The organism is Pseudoxanthobacter sp. M-2, from assembly GCF_046156265.1.
GTDB lineage: Bacteria > Pseudomonadota > Alphaproteobacteria > Rhizobiales > Segnochrobactraceae > CAMDHY01.
The window spans coordinates 106,025-125,758 of sequence record NZ_JAWDIR010000046.1 but is presented as its reverse complement, the minus strand read 5'-3'; the positions used below and the strand labels follow the sequence as shown (position 1 = coordinate 125,758).

The following is a 19,734-nucleotide window of genomic DNA, read 5'->3' as shown; positions in this document are numbered from 1 at the left end:
GGTACTCCAGTCGGACAGGTCGAGCGGTCGGCATCGCAGCGGGCGCGCGTGCGCTCGCTGCGGCCGGGCCGCCCGCGGTTCAGTCGGCGGCGAGCAGGAAGCCGCGGCCGCGGATGGTGCGGATCGGGGTTTCGCCGGAGCCGCCGTTGGGGCTGAGCTTGCGGCGCAGGTAGCCGATGTAGACGTCGACGACGTTGACGGCGGCGCCGCCCTGGCCCGCCCACATCGTCTCGAAGATCTGGCCGCGCGTCAGCGGCTTGCCGGCGTTGCGCATCAGCAGCGCCAAGAGCTCCGCCTCGCGTTCGGTGAGCGTCGCCCGATGCTCACCGCTGACGACCGTGCGGGTGCCGAGCTCGAGCACGAGGTCGCCGACCGCGAGCCGCCCGGTATCGTCGTCGCGACGGCGCACCTGCTGGACGGCGAGGCGGGCGAGCAGCTCGTCGAAATCGAAGGGCTTGGCGATGTAGTCGTCCGCCCCGGCCGCGAGCCCCTCCACCCGGTCGGGAACGGCGGTGCGCGCTGACAGCATCAGGATCGGGCTCGTCACGCCGATCTGGCGCAGCGAACGGCAGAGATCGAGGCCCGACGAGCCCTGCAGCATGACGTCGAGGATGACGGCGTCGAAGGACTGGTGCAGCGCCAGCGCCAGCGCCGCGTCGGCGCTCTCGACGAGCTCGACGGCGAAGCCCTCGGCCCGGAAGCCGCGCTGCAGGAAGCCGCCGATGTCCGGATCGTCCTCGACGACGAGGATGGCGGCGGTATCGCCCGCGACGGGCGGCACAGAACGGCCACCGCCGAGCGTCGGTCCGGCCTGATCCGACCGGACGTCCGCGCGCGCCGAAGCCCCCGGACCGATGCCGGAAACGCTCATCACGCCTGTCCTCCCATCACCATGACCGACGGATCGGCCGGACGGACTGCCGGCAGCCGCAGTGTGACCCGTGTTCCCGGCGGGCGGGCTCCCAATCCCGCTTCGCCGGAGGACACGGACTGCGCGCCGTCCGTCCCGGTCCCCGCCTGCGACCCATCCGGGCGCGCGGGGCTCTCGATTTCGACGGCGCCATGATGTTGATCGACGATCCACTTGGCAAGCGACAGGCCGATGCCATAGCCGAGCCCGCGCTCGGCACTGTCGCCGCCCCGATAGAACCGCTCGAAGACGTGCGGCAGCACCTCCGCGGCGATGCCGGGTCCCTCGTCGACGACAGTCACCGCGATGGTATCCCCGCCCGCGCGCGCGAGGACCCCGACGGTGCCTCCCGGCGGCGAGTGGCGGACGGCATTCTCCAGCACCCCGGCGACGACTTGCCGCAGCCAGTCGGCATCGCCGTGAGCGGTGCAGCCGCTATGCGGCAGCGTCGCCTCGAGCCGGACGCCGGCGGCCCGCGCAAGGGCCGAGACGTCCTCGACGGCCTCCGACACCATCCGGGCTACGTCGAAATCGGCGTCGGCGAGCTCGATCTGGCCACTCTCCGAGCGCGCCACGCGCAACAGGTCCTCGACGCGGCGGCGGAGGCGGCGGCCGCGCTGACGGATCGTCGTCAGCGCCGCCCGGTAGACCGGCTCCGGGTTCTGGGCGGCGCGCAGCGTCACGTCAGCCTCGCCGAGGATGACGGTGAGCGGCGTGCGCAACTCGTGGCTGACATCGGCGAAGAAGCGCCGGCGGGCGGTGTCGGTCTCCTCGAGCGCGCGGTTGGCGGCGCGCAGGTCGGCGGTGTTCGCCTCGATGATCTCGGTGAGCCGCGCCCGGTCGGCGTCGACGCGGGCCTCGCGCCGGGCGAGGCGCGACGCCATGCGGTTGACGCTGAGCATCAGCAGGCTGAGCTCGTCGCGGCCGCCGATCGCGAGGCGGGTGTCGAAGCGGCCCGCGCCGATGTCGCCCACCGCCCGCGCGACGGCGGCGGCGCGCGTGGCCACCGGCCGCACGATGCCGAGATAGACGAAGCCGGCGAGCAGCAGCACGGCGCAGACGGCGGCGACGCCGAGCATCGTCAGCCGGCCGCGCAGAGACTTCGTCTCGGTCTGTGCGAGCGATGAGGTGCGGCGCTCCTCATCGATGAGTTCGGCGAGCAGCGGCGCGAACGAGGTGGCGAAGGTGTCGAGCATGGCGCGCAGCCGGCCGGCATCGGCGGCGGGGTCGCCGGCGTGGCCGAACACCAGCGGCTGTACCTGGCGGTCGAGCGACTGGAAGCGGGCGCGCATTCGGGCGAGTACGATCGAGCGCGTCGCGACCATCGTCTTGCCGTCGGCGTCCGGGGTGCGGTCGATCTCGGCGCGCAGGGCGCCGTCGAGGTCGACGAAGGCGCGCTCGACCTGGACGCGGGCGCTGTCGAGGCGCGTCCCGGCGACGTCGGCACCGCCGCCCTGCGGCGCCGTGGCGGCCGGCGCCAGCGCTTGCAGCAGCAGCACCGCATAGTCGGAGACGCGGGCCGACAGCGCACCGAGGAGCTCGACCCGGCGGTGCGCCGCCGCCGCCGTGTCGATGTCGCGCGTCGCCGCCGAGATGCCGACGACGAGCGCCACCGCCGCCGCCATGGCGACCAGCGCGAGCAGGCCGACGGCGAGCAGGAAGCGGGCGCGCAGCGAGCGCAGCAGGGTGAGCGCGCGCCTCATCGCCGCCGGCCACCCGCGCAGGGGCGCTCCGTCGCCGGGACGCGGCGAGGCCAGGTTCGTGGTGCGTGCCGCACGGCTCCCGATCCGTGGGGGTATCACCGCCGGCGGCGGCGATCGTCACCCGCGGCGCAGTAGAGGCCGAAAGCGGCCGTCACGCCAAGCCCCCCGGGAACAATGCCCCGAAGATCACCGTGCCGAGCGCCCGCAAACGACGGTCGAGCCTGCCAGGCCCCGCCTCACCCGCCGAGTCACCGGGCGACGATCGGGCGTCTCAGATCTCGCGGCCGTCCATGCCGGGAATGGCGCAACGCCATTTCTTGATGACGAACTGCGGATGATCCCCGGCCCACTGGGCGAGATGGGGCATCGCCTTCGCCATGCAGAGCGACTGCGGCACGGGCTCCAGCGCGACCGAGAGGTGCTGTTCCTCGCAGACGGCGGCATTGGCGACGAGGCAGACGAAGACGATGAGTTCCACGGGCTTTCCCCTCGGGCAGCGGTCGCTGCGCGGAGCGGGCGCGGCTAGCCGTGAGTGCCGCGCCGAAGCCCGCCGATCGCCGGGTTTGACGGGAACTTTTACGCGCCTCGGCGGGAATGGATGCCCTCTGCGACATCACATCCCTGCGACTGGACCGTCAGACCGGCCACTCCTTGCGTGAGCGGTCGGCGCAGCGCCAGCGCTTGACCACGAGCTTCGGATGCTCGCTCGCCCACTGCGCGACGATCGGCATCGCCTGCATCATGCAGGTGGCCGGCGTGATTCGCGCCTCCGGATCGAGGCCGATCGAGCGGTCCTCGCAGGGGTGGGCGGCGAGCAGGGCACAGACGGTGATGACGATTTCCACGGCAGGTCGCTCCATGGACCGCCGGCTGGTCGAACAGCCTCGGCGGCCGGGTTGACCTCGCGCGTCTCGCTCCCCCGGGGGGCTGGTCCAAGACCGCCCCGCCACGACGGCCCCGTTCTTCGCGGGAACCGCTGTCTCGTGCCTAAGAACCTGCAGGAAGAATGCCAGCTAGCCCTCACGATCGCGCGAGCAGCCTGCAGCAACCGTCACCGTGCGGCAGCAGACCGGCCGCGGGCGACGGCGCTGCATCGCCGCGCACGGTGTCGCCTGGGGCGGATGCGAGGTGGACGGATTGGGTCCCGGGCCCGGCCGGAGCGCCACGGGGGTGATGCCGTCGCGGGATCTCTGCCGAAGGCGTCCCGGATGCTCAGGCGGCGAGCAGAATCTCGCCCAGGCCCAGGGCAGCCATGTCGCCCTGCAGGCGCAGCACGCGGCGGGGCACCGCCGGCGGAGCGGCGAGGCCGAGCGTCGCGACCCAGGCGGCGAGCATCGGCAGCACCTGCAGGTCGTGCTCGCCGCAGGACACGAAGGTCGGCAGCGGCGGTGCATCGAGAGCGCCGGCGATGAGCGTGCCACGCTTCATCAGCACCCCGGCGTCGGCTCCGAAGCGCGTGGCGAGGATGGTGCCGGCGATCATCCGCGATCCGGCCTCGGGCCCACAGGCGCCGGCGACGATCAGGCCGCGGCGCATGCGGTCGCCGCAGCGCGGCCCCGCCGTGCCGCCGATGGTGAGGATGCCGCCGGCCATGCCGGCCATGCGACCGGGCAGCGCCCCGCCGGCGCGCTCTGCAGCATCGCCCGCGACCGACACCCGCCCCTCCGTGAGCCCGGCGGCGAGCCAGGGTCCGGCCGAGCCCTCGACATCGAGACGCCCGCCGCGCATGCCCGCGCCGGCGCGGGCGCCGACGTCGCCGACGACGCGGATCGCGCCGCCACCCATGCCGGCGCCGACCGAATCGAACAGCAGCGAGCCGCCGTCGATGACGATGGTCTCGGCGTCACCGGCGCGGACGGTGAAGAGATCGCCGACGGTGAGGCCGTCGCGACCGCCGACCAGCGGCCACTTCGCGATCTCCCGCGGCTTCAGCCCCGCGAGCTTTTCCGGCGTCAGCGGTGCGAGGTCGACCCGGACCGCCGGGGGCGCCTTCAGGGTGAAGGTGAGCGCGCCCATCAGACGAGGTCCTTCAGATGGAAGTGGTGGCGACCGAGCTTGCCGCCATAGTTGCCGGCGGCGATGCGGCGCAGACCCGATTCACGGCCAAGGGCCGCCGCCGCGTGCAGCCCGGCGCGCATCGCCTCCTGCACGGCAGCGAACGACAGCCCGTCGATGACGATTTCGAGCACCGCCTCGATCTCCGGATCGAGGGCGCTTTTGACGCCGCCCTTCAGCGTCGGGCAGTAGGCGTCGTTGGTGGACGCGGGTTGGCCCTTGTACTTCGAGCCGACCTTGGAGCCCGACCGCACCACGCCGCCGGGGAACGGCATGATGACGTCCGGCACGTCGCGCATCGCCGTCACCGCCGCTTCCGCGGCGGCGCGGGCGCCGGCCCGCGAGGTGGCGAGGAACAGGAGGTTGCCGCCGCCGACAGCGCCTTCGACCGCAAACGTGTGGTGCTCGACGAGGAACTCGCCGTCCATCACCGGCACGCGCCAGTAGCGGCGGCCGGCGATCTGCTTGGCGATCTGGTGGCCGTCGCCGAAGTAGCGCAGGCTCGCCCCGAGCTTGATCGGCGTGCCGTCGGGCAGGCCGGCGAAGCAGGCGGTGCCGGCGCAGGTGAGCACGCACTGGCCGACGCGGGTGACGATCTGCGTCTCGCAGATCTGCGGCGAGAAGCCGAACAGGAGCACCCGCACACCCGGGCGGCCGTCCGGCGTCTCGTCGGGCGTAAGCTCGCGCTCGATGCCGGCCTCGCAGCCGCAGGCGATGACGGAGGTGGCGAAGCCCGTCATCGAGACCGCGGCGACGCGCGCCCACTCGAGGGTGTCGGCGGTGATGACGACGCCGGTGGCGGCCATATCGAAGGCCTCGGCGAAGCCCTCGTCGATGCCAATGCCGTTGACCTTCAGCTTCGGCATGGATGCACCCGGAACGGTTCGTCGCGGCCGATCGCGCCGGCCGGCACCGTGAACTGCCGCGTGTCGGTGCCGTAGAGGTCGCCGAGCCGGCCGTCGATCTTTCGCACGATCCCCTTGTCGAAGCCGGGCTCGACGGTCTCGGCGCGGCCGAAGCGGTACTCGGTCACCTCGCCATCGCGGACGACGAGATGACCGTCCTTGAAGACCAGCGCCGCCCTCTCGAACATCGCGGTGCGGTCGGCAGTGTCGGTGTAGACCGACACGTCGGCGATCGAGCCGGGCGCGAGGTGGCCGCGGTCGGTCAGGCCGAGCAGGCGCGCCGGTGCCGCGCGCGTCATGATCGCCACTTCCTGAAGCGTGAACTCGCGGGTGATCGAGGGCAGCGCCGACAGCGCCATCGCCGCCTTCGGCAGGCCGGCGATGTAGCGGGCGCGCTCGTCGCGGTCCATCAGGAGGTGCAGGATCTTCGGGTAGGTGGTGAACGGCGCGCCGTTCGGATGGTCGGTGGTGAAGAACACCTGCCAGGGGTCGTGCGCCGACAGGAAGATCTCGAGCCCGATCGCCCACTGCAGGGCGTTGATGACGTTCGAGGCCTTGTAGTGGAACGGCACGATGCCGCCGCCGTTGCCCTCGCCGTCCCAGACGATCCACTTGTTCGGGCTGGCGAGCGCGTGGGCGGAGTATTGCCGCAGCGAATCCGACGAGATCGTCACCGTCTGGCCGAACATCACCTGACCGACGTCGACCGTGACGTTCGGGTTGAGGTTGAGGGAGCGGATCAGTTGCTGCGCGCCGGAGGAGAAGCCGCGCTTGCCCTCGCGCCCATAGGCGTAGAACTGCACGTGGGCGAGGTGCAGCGGCAACCCGTCCGCCGCCTCGATCGTCTCGGTCAGCGTCTCGATGGCGCCGGCGACGCCGAGATTGTTGCAGTGCAGGTGCAGCGGATGGCGGATGCGCAGGTCGACCACCGCCTGCTGCAGCGCCTTGAAGATCTGCCGCGACGACAGCCCGTAGGACGGGATGACGTCGTCGAGGCCGAAGGTGCGGACGTTGTCCTTGAAGGCGGCCGAGCCGCCGGCGTTGATGCACTTGACGCCGATCGCCCGGCTCTTCGCCACCACCAGCCCGACATAGTCGGCGATGGCGTCGCGGCCGGCCTTGTCGCGCATCAACCCGAGCAGCACCTCGTCGTTGCCGAGCACCGACAGGGTCGCCTTGTCGAGGATCGGCAGGTCGGCGAGCTCGAGGTGCGCCTGCAGCGCCTGCGACGGGGCGACGGCCGGCTCGACGACCGTGGTGAAGCCCATGCGGGCATAGAGCCGGCCGGTCTCGTAGCTCGACCAGCGGGCGGTGCCGAACGGCTGGCCCTCCGGCGGCGCCTCGGTGCCCTCGTGCAGCTCCGGCAGCAGCAGCCGCGACAGCGTGACGTTGCCGCCGGCGACGTGACTGTGGATGTCGATGCCGCCGGCCATGACGACCTTGCCGGAGACGTCGTGGACGGCATCCGGCTCGGTCCCGCGCGGCGGCCGCGCGACGATGCGGCCGTCCTGCATCCAGATGTCATCGATCTCGTCGCGGTCATGCGCCGGATCGATGACGCGGCCGCCCTTCAATCGGATCAGCATGGCGCGCCACCCTTGCCGGAGAGCCGGAGATGGATCGCCTCGATCACCGCCGCCACCGTCGGCGCGCCATCGGCGGCGGCCTTGCCGCGCGGCGCCGCCACCGGCGTGAGCGTGTTGGTGCGGGCGTCGTGGAGAACGGCGTCAGCGGTGCGGTCGGGCCGGCGCACCTCGATGACGACGGCCGGCGGCGTGGCGAAGCGGGTGCCGGCGGCGACCAGCGCCACCGTCGGCGGCGACTGCGTCCACGTCGGTGCGCCGGGCGTCATCGCGGAAATCCACAGCGCCGCGTCGGCCTCGCCGCTCGCCACCATGCGGTCGACGTCGAAGCGCCACGGATCATGGGTGGCGATGCCGCCGGGAAAGCCGAGCGGCGGCGGGAAGCCGGTCGTCCAGGCGCAGGCGAGCACGGTCCCGGCGGCGTTGTCGTCGCCTGGGAATGGCACGGCGGCAAAGCGCGTGGCGGCGTTGAGATCACGCACGAGGCCGGCGGCGGCCTCCACGGCGAGACCGTCGAGATCGGCCGCGTCCCAGACGACGACGCCGTACTGGGCGGCCGCGAGCGTCTTCACCGCCTTGTCGAGATCACGCAGGCCGGTGCGACCGAGACGCGCCGCGTCCACCGGTCGCCCGCCGACGCGGGCCTTCAGCGCCAGCAGCGTGTCGCGCACGCCGAGACCCTTGATGTCGAGCGCGAGCAGCGTTCCCCCCGCGTCCAGCGCCGCCGCAGCCTTCGCCGAGGCGGCGAGGCTCACGACCGTCCGCGTCGGCGCACCATCCCGGCCGAACACCTCGGCGAGCCAGCCGGCGCGGGCGGCGAGATCGCCGACGAGCAGCACGGTGTCGGCTCGCCGTCCGGCCTCGGTCGGGGTGGCGAACAGGAGCCCGGTCTCGGACAGCACGGCGATGTCGCGCGCCAGCGCCGGACCGGCGCTGTGGCCGACGGCGGCGCGCAGGTGCTCGGCGAGCTTGAGCGCCGCCCGCACGCCGGCAATGTCGGTGCCGAGCCCGGCGACGACGGGCGCGCGCCCGGCCGACAGCACCGCCGCCGCCCGCTCGATCGCGTCCTCGAAGCTCGCCGCCTCGCCGTCGATGCGCACGCTCATGGCAGGCGCGGGCTCCCCGCGGTGCACGCGCAGCGGTGGGGCGCCCGTGGCCGGGCGCCCGCGCCCGCATCTCGGAGGCCGGTCATGTGTCGTACTTGACGTAGGCGAAGCGGAGGTCGCCCTGCGGGGTGCCCTCGAGGCCCGATCCCTCGGTGCCGGGCTGCCACTGCACCACCTCCTCGATCTTCTTCGCGAGCGCGAAATCCTTGTCGGTGATGCCCTTGGCCGAGTGGGTCTGCAGCCGCACCTCCACCCACGCATAGGACGCGGTGAGGTCGGGATGGTGCCAGGCGGCCTCGGCGAGGTGGCCGACGGTGTTGATCACCATCAGCGTCCCCTTCCACGAGGCGGTCTTGTAGGTGCGGCGGATCCAGCCGTCCTCGAAGCGCCACTGCGGCAGCTCGGCGGCGAGCTTCGCCGTCACCTCCTCCGGCGTGTAGACGCGTTCTTTCCTCGCGTCGGACATCGCGATCCATCCTCCCTCGGCCTGGCGCCGGCTGCACGGACGACGGACGCTCCCAAACGCCCGGCGGCCGTGATTTGCCTCGCGCCCGCGGCTTTGCCACACTCGTGGCGCCCGCGGACGGGCATTGTTGCCGGCCGATCTTAGTCGTTCGTCGCAAGCCGTCTAGGGTGATCCCGGGCCGCGACGTCGGGTCGAGGCGAGCACCGACGGCGGAGCGAGGTCGACGACACCCATGGACGACATCGCCGCCCCGGCCGCCGACGCGGCGCCGGACGCCACCGAATCCGACCCGATGGCGCTGCTGCGCCGGCTCGCGCGCGGCTTCGTACCGGACCTCACCGACCGCGCCGCCAGGCGTGCCACCACCGCCCGCGTCAGCGCGCCGGCGCGGCTGCATTTCGGCTTCCTCGACCTCAACTTCTCGCTCGGCCGCCGCTTCGTCGGGCTCGGCATGGCGGTGGACTCGCCCGCGACCGTGCTGTCGCTCGCCCGCGCCCCCGACGGGACACTGAGCGCCGAGGGGCCGGAAAGCCTGCGCGCCCGCGACCATCTCGCCCGCCTCGTTGCCGAGCACGGCGCCCGCTCAGGCTTCCGCCTGACGATCGAGCGCGCCATTCCGCCGCACGCGGGACTCGGCTCCGGCACGCAGCTCGCGCTCGCGGTGGCCGCCGCCTATGCGGCGCTCGAGGCTCCGGCCGCCGAGGCGACCCATCTCGCCCGCGAGCTCGGCCGCGCCGAGCGCTCGGCGATCGGCTTCGCCGCCTTCCGCGCCGGCGGCGTCGTGCTGGACGGCGGCCGAGGCCCCGCCACCGAGGTGCCGCCGATCATCTCGCGGCTCCCCTTCCCGGACGACTGGCGCGTTCTGCTGATCTTCGACGGCGCCCGCGTCGGCGTGCACGGCGAGGAGGAGCGTGCCGCCTTCGCGACGCTGCCGCCCTTCCCCGAGGAAGCGAGCGCGGCGCTCTGCCGTCTGGTGCTGGTGCGCGCCCTTCCCGCCCTCGCGGAGGAGGACTTCCCCGCTTTCGCCGCCGTCATCGGCGAACTGCAGGCGCGCGTCGGCGACCACTTCGCCCCCGCCCAGGGCGGCGGCCGCTTCGCCAGCGCCGACGTCGCCGAGGTCCTCGCCTGGCTCGGCCGCGAGGGTCACGCCGGCCTCGGCCAGACCTCGTGGGGACCGACGGGATTCTGCCTCGTCCCAGACGCCGCGGCGGCCGAACGACTTGCGGAGACGGCGCGGGGCCGTTACGCACATCGGCCTCAGCTTTCGTTCGCGGTGGTGCGCGGCCGCAATACCGGCGCACGCATCACCGTCCGGTAGGGCCTCCCCGGCTCCACCTTCGAAACCGCACCACCGCCGGCGTGCAGCCGGCGGCCGACAGGCGAGCGGCGCGGCCGATTTCGGCCGGACCGCCTGTCGCAACCAGAAAATCACCAGCAGCGCTGGGCTCGCACGCGCGGGTCCAATCGTTCGGCCGACGGGAGGCGTTCGATGGGCAATCCCCACATCCTTCACATGATCACGCCCTTGAAGCACATGAGCCCGTTCGACGTGAACATGGCGCTCGATGCCGGCTTCGACGCGGTCATCCCCTACACCCAGGTGACGCTCGAGGAGGTGCGCGGCCTCGTCCAGGACGCGATCTTCTCGCGCTCGCCGTCCGACGCCTCCCGCACCGGCCTGTTCATCGCCGGCAAGAACGCCAGCCTCGCCCTCGACATGGCGGAGGCCGCCCAGGAGGCGATGGTCGGGCCGTTCCAGCTGTCGATCTTCGCCGACCCGGCCGGCTCCTTCACCACGGCGGCCGCGATGGTGGCGATCGTCGAGGCGGAGCTGAAGAGCCGCCACGGCCGCAGCCTGAAGGGCGCCAAGATCGCGATCTTCGGGGCGACCGGCGTCGTCGGCACCTCGTCGGGCGTCATCGCCGCGCTCGAGGGCGCCGACGTGACGCTCGTCGGCTACGACGGCCCGACCCGCGTCGGCCGCCTCGCCGACGAGATCAAGATCCGCTTCGGCGCGCCCGCGCGCGGCGCCGACGGATCGAGCGCCGAGAAGAAACGCGCCGTGGTCGCCGAGGCCGACGTGGTGTTCTGCGCCGCCGCCGCCGGCGTGCAGGTGCTATCGGCCGCCGATCTCGCCGCCGCGCCGAACCTGCTCGTCGCAGCCGACGTCAACGCCGTGCCGCCAGCCGGCATCGAGGGTCTCGCCATCGACGCGCGCGGCGCGCCGATCCCAGGCTCGAAGGCCGTCGGCGTCGGGCCGCTCGCCATCGGCGACGTCAAGTACAAGACCGAATCCGGCCTGTTCAAGCGCATGATCGCGTCCGACGAGGTGCTCAACCTGGACTTCCGCGATGCCTTCGCGCTCGCCCGCGAGATCGTCGGCTGACGGGCCGATCCTGGTCGTCGCCGTGTCCGCCCGCGCCCTGACCGAGGCCGTCGTCCGAAGCGGCCGCCCCGTCATCGCCGTCGACCTGTTCGGCGACGCGGACACGCGCGCCGCTGCGACCGCGCACGCCGTGGTGCCGGGCTCGCTCGACGACGGGCCGGACCTCGCCGCCGTGATCGCCGCCGGCGAGCGCCTCGCTGCCGCGCACGGCGAACCGGCCGGCGTCGTCGTCGGCTCGGGCTTCGAGCACCGGCCGGACGCGCTGGCGGCACTCGGCGAGCGCTGGCCCCTCCTCGGCTGCCCGCCGGATGCGGTTGCGGCGGTGAAGAACCCGGGCCGTCTCGCCACCCTCTGCGCTGACCTGTCGATCCCGCACCCGGAGATCGCCGCGACGTCGCCGGCGGACCCCAACGGCTGGGTCGTCAAACGCGCCGGCGGCAGCGGCGGGGCGCACGTCGTGCCAGCGACGGTAGTGGCGGCAACCGGCTTTGCCGACGGCCATTACTGGCAGCGTCGCGTCGACGGCCGGTCGATGTCGGCGACGATCCTCTGCGACCGTGTTGGTGCTCGCCTCATCGGCGTCTGCGCCGCCGCCTTCGCCCCGACGCCAGCAGCGCCCTACCGTTTCGGCGGCCTCGCCGGCCCCGTCGCCGTCGCCACCACCCTTGCCGCAGAGATCACCGCCGCCGCCGATCGGCTGGCGCGGACCGCAGGCCTGCGTGGCCTGGTCGGCCTCGACCTCGTCGTCGACGGCGCGCGCTGGTGGCTGATCGAGGTGAACCCCCGCCCGACCGTGGCGCTGGACGTGCTCGACCGCGGTATGCCGCCGCTGATGGCGCTGCACATCGCGGCGTGCGAGGCGACATCCGCGACCGGTGAGGGATCGGCGACACCCGCGGCGCCCGCCTGGACACCGCCCGCGACGACGGCCGCCACCGCCCTCGTCTACGCGCCGGCGGACGGCGTCACCGTCGCCGCCGACTGGCCCGACTGGGTTGCCGACCGCCCGCTTCCCGGCACGGCCATCCCGGCCGGCGCACCGATCTGCACCGTGCGGGCGGAGGGCGACGACGCCGGCGCACGCACCACCCTTCTTGAACTCCGCGCCCGCTCCGCCATGACGTTGGCGTTCGGCGAAAAGACCAAGCACTAGAGCGCCCTAGAAGAACAACGAGACACTCGAGGGAGACGACCGTGGCAGAAGCGCATGAAGGGGCCGAGAGCCGACCGCGTCCGAGCGGGCGCGGCGACCGGCCGAGCGTCGGAGAGAGCGTCGCGCCGCTGGTCGCCACGCTCGTCGCCGACGCCGCGCGGCTGCGCGTCGCGGTCTCCAGGGGTTTGCTCGGCGAGACGCTGATCGACGCCGGCGCGAAAGCCCCGGGCGGCATCGAGGCCGGCCTCCGCCTCGCCGAGATCTGCCTCGGCGGGCTCGGCCGCGTCACGGTCGAAAGCTCCTCGGCGACGCCGCGCTGGCCGTTCACCCTGACGGTGCGCACCTTCGATCCTGTGCTGGCCTGCCTCGGCAGCCAGTATGCCGGCTGGAGCCTGTCGCACGAGAACTACTTCGTCCTCGGCTCCGGCCCCGGCCGCGCCCGTGCCGCGGTGGAGGACCTCTTCGCCGAGCTCGGCTACCGCGACGACTCCGATCGTGCCGTGCTGGTGCTGGAGTCCGACGCCCCGCCGCCGCCGCCGCTGGTCGAGAAGATCGCTGCCGAGACGGGCCTGACGCCGGACCGGCTGACCTTCCTCTACGCCCCCACCCAGAGCCTCGCGGGCTCCGTGCAGGTGGTGGCGCGGGTGCTCGAGGTGGCGCTCCACAAGGCCCACACGCTGCACTTCCCGCTGGAGCGGATCGTCGACGGGATCGCCTCGGCGCCGATGGCGCCGCCGGTGCCGGACTTCGTCGCCGCGATGGGGCGCACCAACGACGCCATCATCTATGGCGGCCGCGTGCAGCTCTTCGTCACCGGTGACGACGTGGCGGCGGCCGACCTCGCCGCCCGCCTGCCGAGCCGGACGGCGAGCGACTACGGCGCGCCCTTCGCCGAGATCTTCAAGCGCTTCGGCGGCGATTTCTACAAGATCGACCCGATGCTGTTCAGCCCGGCCTCGGTGATCGTGACCAACCTCGACAGCGGCGTCAGCCACCACGCCGGCGCGATCGACCTCGCCCTTCTCGACGCCTCCTTCGGCTGACGATGGGCACCGGGCCGGACGTCGCACTGTTCATCTCGGGGGCCGACTGGCACGCCCGCCGGCTCGTGCTGGCGCTGCGCGCCGCCGGCGCCGCGGTGACGCGCACGTCGCTGACGCGCTGCCGCTTCTCGACCAATCATCCCGCCGGCCTCGACATCCCCGGCTTCCCGGATCGGCTTCCGGACGCCGTGTTCGTGCGCACCATCGACGCCGGCAGCTTCGAGGCGGTGACGCTGCGCCTCGGGCTGCTGCACGCGCTCGCCACCGCGGGCGTTCCAGTGTGGAACGCGCCGCGGGCGATCGAGGCGTGTGTCGACAAGGCCCAGACCACCTGGCGCCTGCAGCGTTCCGGCCTGCCGACGCCTGCCACCTGGGCGCTCGAGTCCCACGAAGCGGCGAGCGCGCTGGTGGCGGCGGAGGCGACGGCGGACCGGCCGCTGGTGCTGAAGCCGCTGTTCGGCTCGCAGGGCAAGGCGCTCCGGCTCGTGACCGGGGCCGACGACCTGCCTCCGCCGGAGGCAGTCTCCGGCGTCTACTATCTGCAGCGCTTCATCGGGCCGGCGTCCGGCACGGCAGGCTTCCACGACCACCGCGTCCTCGTCGCCGGCGGCCGCTCGCTCGCCGGCATGATCCGCCGCGGCACCGGCTGGATCACCAACATCAAGCAGGGTGCCAGGGCCGAAGGGTGGGCGCCCGACGCCGAGGCGGAGCGCCTGGCGGTCGCCGCCGCCGCCGCGGTCGGCGCCGACTATGCCGGCGTCGATCTCATCGCCGACGGCGCGGGCGGCTATCTGGTGCTCGAGGTGAATTCCATGCCGGCCTGGTCGGGCCTGCAGACCGTCACCGGCTTCGACCTCACCGGGGCGATGGTGGATGCGTTCCTCGCCGACGTCGCCGCCCGCACCGGCCTCGGTCGCGCACCGCTGCGCGCCGTCGGCCCGTGAGCCCACGCCGATGCGCCGTCCCGCCCTCGCCCCGGAGATCATCGCCGCCGCCTTCGTCGCGGCCTGCGAGGACGAACTCGCGGCGCTGAAGCCCGGCAACGTCCACCGCTTCGCAGACGGCCACCGCATGACCGTGGCCGACTTCGAGGCCTCGGCCCAGGCGGCAGCACCGGTACTCGCAACTGCGGGCACCTCGGTCGGGACCCGCATCCTCGCCGCCGTCGAGGCGACCCGGGCGGCCGTCGGCACCAACACCAACCTCGGCATCGTGCTGCTGTGCGCGCCGCTCGCCGCCGCGGCGGAAGGCCCCGGCCTGCTGCGCGAGCGGCTGAAGGCGGTGCTCGCCGCCCTGACGGTCGACGATGCCGACGCGGCCTTCCGGGCGATCCGGCTCGCCGCCCCGGCCGGCCTCGGCGAGGTGCCCGGCTACGACGTTGCAGATGCCGCGACCATCGACCTGCGCGCCGCAATGGCGGTGGCGGCGCCGCGCGACCGCATCGCCCACCAGTACGTCACCGGCTTCGCCGACGTGTTCTCCACCGCCCTGCCGTTGTTCCGCACCGCCGTCACCGTCCTGCGCGACCGGGCGGCGGCGACGACGCTCCTGCATCTCGGCCTGCTCGCGGCGATCCCCGACACCCACGTCGCCCGCAAGCACGGTACGGCGGCGGCGGAGGCGCTGAGGGCGGAGGCGGCAGACATACTGCGGGTGATCGGGCGCGATCCGCGGCCGCACGAGGTCGGCCTGCTCGCCTTCGACACCGACCTGAAGCGACGCGGCCTCAATCCCGGCACGACGGCTGATCTGGTGGTGGCGACGCTGTTCGCCGAGCGGCTCGGCGGCTGAAGCGGCGGCGCCGCCCGGCCGCTCAGGCCGCGGCGAGCGCCGCCTCGGCAGCAGCGAGGTCCTCGATCGCCGCACCGACGGACTTGAACAGCGTCACCTCTTCGGCGTGACGCCGGCCCGGGTGGCCACCGCCGCAGAGCTCCGCGAGCTCGGCGGCGATGTCTTCGTGCCGGAACACGCCCCGCTCGATCGGCTGCAACAGGTCGCCCGCCTCGGCGAGCGCCCCGGCGCGGGTGTCGACGAACACCGTCGCCCGCGCCACGGCGGCGTCGTCGGCCTCGCGCATGTCGGGGCGGAAACCGCCGACGAGGTCGAGGTGGACGCCCGGCTTCAGCCAGTCGCCCCGCACCAGCGGTGCGGTGGAGAGGGTGGCGCAGGAGACGAGGTCGGCCTCGCGCACCGCCGCCTCGAGATCGGTGACGGCCTGCACGGTGAGACCGGGCCGGTGGAAGCGCCCCACCAGCGCCTCAGCCGCCGCCGGCGAGCGGTTCCAGATTGCAACCTCGGCGATCGGGCGGACGCTGGCGTGGGCGGCGATCAGGAAAGGCGCGAGCGCGCCGGCGCCGACCATCACCATGCGATAGGCGTCGGCGCGGGCGAGATGGCTCGCGGCGAGCGCCGAGGCGGCGGCGGTGCGCCGCACGGTCAGGGCGAGGCCATCGAACTGCGCGATCGGCTCGCCGGTGGCACCCGACATCAGCATGTAGGTCCCGGCGACGGCGGGTCGGCCGCGGCTCGCATTGTCGGGGACGACGGTGACCACCTTGACGCCGATGACGCCGTCCTCGGCGCTGTCACCGTAGCGCCAGGCCGGCATCAGCAGCAGCGTCGCGGTGGCGGCGCCGGGACGCTCGACGGCGTGATGATGACGCTCGGGTGAAACGGCGCCGGAGCGGAACGCATCGGCGAGCGCCTCCACCAGAACGGTGGGCGGGATCAGGCGGTCTAGATCCGCGGCGGTGAAGAAGCGCACGCGCGGGCCGGTCAGGCGGCGCGGCGGCCGAGGGCGGGCGGCCCGGCAGGAGCCGGCAGCGCCGGCCCGGCGGGTGTGGATGCCGGCGCCGCGGCGGCGCGCGCCTCGGCACGCTCGGCCTGGCGCTGCCAGCGCACGGCATCATTGTGCTCGCGGCGGGCGGAGCGGCGATAGCGGCCCTGGTTCAGCCACACCGCGACGCCGCCGAGGATGACACCGATCGCGAGCGCACCGAAGGCGACGAAGAACAGCGGCAGGTCGACCGAGAGCGCGTCGGAGCCGGGGTTGAACGGGTCGATGGACAGGCGCACCGGCGCCCGGTTCGCCACGGCGAGAACGACCAGCAGGATCGCCAGCGGTCCGAAGATGAGGACGGCGAGGAAGCGTTTCATGCCGATCGTCTCTCCCTGCGTTCCGCCGTCGGCGGCACGCGCGGCCGCCGGCACGGGGTCAATCGTCGCGGCCGCCGTTGAGGCGCTCGCGCATTTCCTTGCCGGTCTTGAAGAACGGCACGTACTTCTCCGCCACCGAAACTTGCGTACCGGTGCGGGGGTTCCGCCCGGTGCGCGCCGGCCGGTTCTTCACCGAGAACGCTCCGAAGCCGCGCAGCTCCACCCGGTCGCCGCGCGCCATCGCATTCACCACCTCGTCGAGGATGGCGTTGACGATGTTCTCGACGTCGCGCTGGTAGAGGTGGGGGTTGCGTTCGGCGATCTTCTGGACGAGCTCGGACTTGATCATCGTGTCGCCCCCTCGAAGCGATCGCCTCGCTCCAGGGCCGGAGCCTGCCAAAGCGACCTCAGACCGTCAAGGCGGCCCTCCCCCTCGACGATCGGAAATCCCGCCGATTCCAGCAACGTCCGCGCGAGCGAGCGGCCGAAGCCCTCGCCGAGGGCCGAGAGGAACGGCACGCCCGAGCCTTCCGACGGCAGGCGCCAGTCGCGCACTGGCAGGTCGGCGTTGACGCCACGTTCGCGCTCCATCCAGTCGACCGCCGCGTCCTCGCCACCGAGAGCGTCGACGAGGCCGGCTTCGACCGCCTGGTGGCCGGTGAAGATGCGGCCGTCGGAGAACAGGGTGACATCGGCCGCGTCGAGGCCGCGCCGCTCGACGACGAGGTCCCGGAACCAGACGAAGCTGTCCTCGACGACGCCCTGCAGCACTGCCTTCGCCTCCTCGCTCGCCGGCGCCCACGGGGCGGGCTCGGCCTTCAGGCTGCCGCTCTTGGCGGCGTCGAGGCGGATGCCGAGGGTGTCGAGCAGGCCGGCGGCGTCGCCGTACTGGAAGAGGACGCCGATCGATCCGGTGATGGCATTGCGGCGAGCGACGATGTGGTCGGCGGCGATCGCGGTGAGGTAGCCGGCGGAGGCGCCGAGGGTGGCGATGTGGGCGACGACCGGCTTCTTCTCAGCCAGTTTGCGCAGCGCCTCGTAGAGCACCTCGCCGCCGACCGTGGTGCCGCCGGGACTGTTGATCGAGACGATGACGCCGGCAACCGAGGGGCTCTCGGCCATCCGCTCGATGAGCCGGACCTGGCGGCGATCGTCGGTGATGACGCCGGAAATGGTGAGGCGGGCGATGTGCGGCTCGTGCCGCGCCAGCCAGTCGCTGCCGCCGAAGGCGAAGGCGGCGACGCCGATCGCGGCGGCGACGAGCAGGATGGCGAGGGTCCGCCAGAGGGTCAGCGAGCGCCGCAGGCGCCGCCGGTCGACGATCGCATCGGCGTCGAGGGCCATCGGGCGCTAGCTCCGCAATAACTCAGGGGAAAGCAGCGGCGGCCGGGGTGCCCGGCCGCCGCCTTGTCGTCGGATCTTACTTCTCGCCTTCCTGGCGGGCCTTCAGGGCAGCACCCAGGATGTCGCCGAGCGAGGCGCCCGAGTCGGACGAACCGAACTGCGCGACGGCCTCCTTCTCCTCGGCGATCTCCAGCGCCTTGATCGACACCTGCACCTTGCGGGCGCGGCGGTCGAACTGGATGACGCGGGCGTCGACCTTCTCGCCGGCGGCGAACCGCTCCGGCCGCTGGTCGCCACGATCACGGGCGAGATCGGAGCGACGGATGAAGGTGGAGAGATCGGTCCCGATCAGCTTCACCTCGATGCCGCCTTCCTTCACGTCGGTGATCTCGCAGGTGACGATCTGGCCCTTCTTGATCTCGCCGGCGTCGGCGAAGGGGTCCCCGGCGAGCTGCTTGATGCCCAGCGAGATGCGCTCCTTCTCGACGTCGACGTCGAGGACCTGCGCCTTGACCATCTCGCCCTTGCGGAACTCCTCGATGACCTGCTCGCCCGGACGGTTCCAGTCGAGGTCGGAGAGGTGCACCATGCCGTCGACGTCGCCGTCGAGGCCCAGGAACAGGCCGAACTCGGTCTTGTTCTTGACCTCGCCCTCGACCACCGTGCCCGGCGGGTACTTCTCGATGAAGACCTCCCACGGGTTGTGCAGGGTCTGCTTCAGGCCGAGCGAGATGCGGCGCTTCACCGGATCCACCTCGAGGATCATCACCTCGACCTCCTGGGAGGTGGAGACGATCTTGCCGGGGTGGACGTTCTTCTTCGTCCAGCTCATCTCGGAGACGTGGATGAGGCCCTCGATCCCCGGCTCCAGCTCGACGAACGCGCCGTAGTCGGTGATGTTGGTGACGCGGCCCTTGAAGCGCGCATCCACCGGATACTTCGCCTCGATGCCGTCCCACGGATCGGCCATCAGCTGCTTCATGCCGAGCGAGATGCGGTGCGTCTCGTGGTTGACGCGGATGATCTGCACCCGGACCGTCTGGCCGATCGTCAGGATCTCGGACGGATGGTTGACGCGGCGCCAGGCCATGTCGGTGACATGCAGCAGGCCGTCGATGCCGCCGAGGTCGACGAACGCACCGTAGTCGGTGATGTTCTTGACGACGCCCTCGATGATCTGGCCTTCCTCGAGGCTCTGGACGAGCTCCGAGCGCTGCTCGGCGCGGGTCTCTTCCAGCACGACGCGGCGGGAGACGACGATGTTGCCGCGCCGCTTGTCCATCTTGAGGATCTGGAAGGGCTGCGGCGTGTTCATCAGCGGGCCGACGTCGCGCACCGGGCGGATGTCGACCTGGGAGCGCGGCAGGAACGCCACGGCGCCGTCGAGGTCGACGGTGAAGCCGCCCTTGACCTGGTTGAAGATCTGGCCGGTGACCTTCTCGCCCTTGTTGAAGAACTCCTCGAGGCGGACCCAGCTCTCCTCGCGCCGCGCCTTCTCGCGCGACAGCACGGCCTCGCCGAGCGCATTCTCGACGCGCTCCAGGTAGACCTCGACCTCGTCGCCGACGTTGAGCAGGCCGTCGCGGGCCTTCGTTCCGAATTCCTTGAGGGCGACGCGGCCCTCGACCTTCAGGCCGACGTCGATGACGGCGAGGTCCTTCTCGATCGCGACGACGATGCCCTTGACCACCGAGCCTTCGTGCATCTCGTTGCGGGTGAAGGACTCGTCGAGCAGGGCCGCGAAATCGTCGCGGGAGGGGTTCATGGTGGAAAGAGCGGGCATTCGGTCTCCGTAGGCCACTGTCGGCCAGGCGCCGGCTGGGTTCGCGTTGATGGGGCCGTCCGTCGAACCGGCCCGGCGCCCGCCGTCCCTTGACGGGACGCGGCGGCCGCGGGGCAGCCGCCGGTTCTCCCGGCGGCCCGG

Annotated in this window: 20 protein-coding genes; 6 read left to right on the top strand and 14 right to left on the bottom strand. The window is 72.6% G+C overall.

The genetic code is table 11. The annotated features are described in order from the left end of the window. Positions 1–79: 79 nt before the first annotated feature. The 9 genes from RUR49_RS23485 to RUR49_RS23445 form a co-directional block, all read right to left on the bottom strand. On the bottom strand, positions 80–871 hold the full coding sequence (locus tag RUR49_RS23485) for a response regulator transcription factor (RefSeq protein WP_409148880.1): 792 nt from the start codon (positions 869–871) through the stop codon (positions 80–82). Beyond that, positions 871–2,613, bottom strand: coding sequence for an ATP-binding protein (locus RUR49_RS23480; RefSeq protein ID WP_409148879.1), 1,743 nt, complete (start codon positions 2,611–2,613; stop codon positions 871–873). Before RUR49_RS23480 ends, RUR49_RS23485 begins: the two co-directional genes overlap by 1 nt. A 271-nt stretch (positions 2,614–2,884) precedes the next feature. Further along, positions 2,885–3,091: a hypothetical protein gene (locus RUR49_RS23475; RefSeq protein WP_409148878.1), complete on the bottom strand. Its 207-nt coding sequence runs from the start codon at positions 3,089–3,091 to the stop codon at positions 2,885–2,887. Between the two features lie 157 nt (positions 3,092–3,248). Continuing rightward, positions 3,249–3,458, bottom strand: a complete 210-nt coding sequence (locus RUR49_RS23470) for a hypothetical protein (protein WP_409148877.1) — start codon at positions 3,456–3,458, stop codon at positions 3,249–3,251. Between the two features lie 367 nt (positions 3,459–3,825). After that, positions 3,826–4,629 (bottom strand): formylmethanofuran dehydrogenase subunit C, encoded by an 804-nt coding sequence (locus RUR49_RS23465; RefSeq protein WP_409148876.1) that lies wholly within the window; start codon positions 4,627–4,629, stop codon positions 3,826–3,828. After that, positions 4,629–5,534: a formylmethanofuran--tetrahydromethanopterin N-formyltransferase gene (gene fhcD, locus RUR49_RS23460; RefSeq protein WP_409148875.1), complete on the bottom strand. Its 906-nt coding sequence runs from the start codon at positions 5,532–5,534 to the stop codon at positions 4,629–4,631. Before fhcD ends, RUR49_RS23465 begins: the two co-directional genes overlap by 1 nt. Further along, positions 5,522–7,159, bottom strand: a complete 1,638-nt coding sequence (locus RUR49_RS23455; RefSeq protein ID WP_409148874.1) for a formylmethanofuran dehydrogenase subunit A — start codon at positions 7,157–7,159, stop codon at positions 5,522–5,524. The genes fhcD and RUR49_RS23455 overlap by 13 nt, the downstream gene beginning before the upstream one ends. Then, positions 7,153–8,262: a tungsten formylmethanofuran dehydrogenase gene (locus tag RUR49_RS23450; protein WP_409148873.1), complete on the bottom strand. Its 1,110-nt coding sequence runs from the start codon at positions 8,260–8,262 to the stop codon at positions 7,153–7,155. Before RUR49_RS23450 ends, RUR49_RS23455 begins: the two co-directional genes overlap by 7 nt. Positions 8,263–8,344: 82 nt before the next feature. Then, positions 8,345–8,728, bottom strand: a complete 384-nt coding sequence (locus tag RUR49_RS23445; RefSeq protein ID WP_409148872.1) for a 4a-hydroxytetrahydrobiopterin dehydratase — start codon at positions 8,726–8,728, stop codon at positions 8,345–8,347. Positions 8,729–8,960: 232 nt separating this feature from the next. Here RUR49_RS23445 and RUR49_RS23440 point away from each other — a divergent pair, with 232 nt between their 5' ends. From RUR49_RS23440 to RUR49_RS23415, 6 genes are all read left to right on the top strand, one after another. Beyond that, positions 8,961–10,046 (top strand): beta-ribofuranosylaminobenzene 5'-phosphate synthase family protein, encoded by a 1,086-nt coding sequence (locus RUR49_RS23440; RefSeq protein WP_409148871.1) that lies wholly within the window; start codon positions 8,961–8,963, stop codon positions 10,044–10,046. A gap of 171 nt (positions 10,047–10,217) precedes the next feature. After that, entirely contained in the window at positions 10,218–11,114 is an 897-nt protein-coding gene (locus RUR49_RS23435; RefSeq protein ID WP_409148870.1) for an NAD(P)-dependent methylenetetrahydromethanopterin dehydrogenase, read from the top strand. Continuing rightward, the gene (locus tag RUR49_RS23430; protein ID WP_409148869.1) at positions 11,080–12,267 is read left to right on the top strand and encodes an ATP-grasp domain-containing protein; all 1,188 of its coding nucleotides are present in this window, start codon (positions 11,080–11,082) and stop codon (positions 12,265–12,267) included. The genes RUR49_RS23435 and RUR49_RS23430 overlap by 35 nt, the downstream gene beginning before the upstream one ends. 41 nt (positions 12,268–12,308) lie before the next feature. Next, positions 12,309–13,310 (top strand): methenyltetrahydromethanopterin cyclohydrolase, encoded by a 1,002-nt coding sequence (mch, locus tag RUR49_RS23425; RefSeq protein ID WP_409148868.1) that lies wholly within the window; start codon positions 12,309–12,311, stop codon positions 13,308–13,310. 2 nt (positions 13,311–13,312) lie between these two features. Next, entirely contained in the window at positions 13,313–14,254 is a 942-nt protein-coding gene (locus RUR49_RS23420; protein WP_409148867.1) for a RimK family alpha-L-glutamate ligase, read from the top strand. A gap of 10 nt (positions 14,255–14,264) precedes the next feature. Continuing rightward, positions 14,265–15,101, top strand: coding sequence for a triphosphoribosyl-dephospho-CoA synthase (locus RUR49_RS23415; RefSeq protein ID WP_409148866.1), 837 nt, complete (start codon positions 14,265–14,267; stop codon positions 15,099–15,101). A 22-nt stretch (positions 15,102–15,123) separates the two neighbouring features. Here the strand turns inward: RUR49_RS23415 and RUR49_RS23410 are convergent, their stop codons facing one another. The 5 genes from RUR49_RS23410 to rpsA all read right to left on the bottom strand — a co-directional run bounded on the left by RUR49_RS23410 (position 15,124) and on the right by rpsA (position 19,593). Then, the gene (locus tag RUR49_RS23410) at positions 15,124–16,074 is read right to left on the bottom strand and encodes an ornithine cyclodeaminase family protein (protein ID WP_409148865.1); all 951 of its coding nucleotides are present in this window, start codon (positions 16,072–16,074) and stop codon (positions 15,124–15,126) included. An 11-nt stretch (positions 16,075–16,085) separates the two neighbouring features. Continuing rightward, on the bottom strand, positions 16,086–16,466 hold the full coding sequence (locus RUR49_RS23405; protein WP_409148864.1) for a LapA family protein: 381 nt from the start codon (positions 16,464–16,466) through the stop codon (positions 16,086–16,088). Between the two features lie 58 nt (positions 16,467–16,524). Then, on the bottom strand, positions 16,525–16,815 hold the full coding sequence (gene ihfB / locus RUR49_RS23400) for an integration host factor subunit beta (RefSeq protein WP_409148863.1): 291 nt from the start codon (positions 16,813–16,815) through the stop codon (positions 16,525–16,527). Then, positions 16,812–17,810: a signal peptide peptidase SppA gene (sppA, locus tag RUR49_RS23395; RefSeq protein ID WP_409148862.1), complete on the bottom strand. Its 999-nt coding sequence runs from the start codon at positions 17,808–17,810 to the stop codon at positions 16,812–16,814. Before sppA ends, ihfB begins: the two co-directional genes overlap by 4 nt. Positions 17,811–17,886: 76 nt before the next feature. Continuing rightward, positions 17,887–19,593 carry a 30S ribosomal protein S1 gene (rpsA, locus tag RUR49_RS23390; protein WP_409148861.1) on the bottom strand — a complete coding sequence of 569 codons (1,707 nt, stop codon included), beginning with the start codon at positions 19,591–19,593 and terminating at the stop codon, positions 17,887–17,889. Positions 19,594–19,734: the final 141 nt, after the last annotated feature.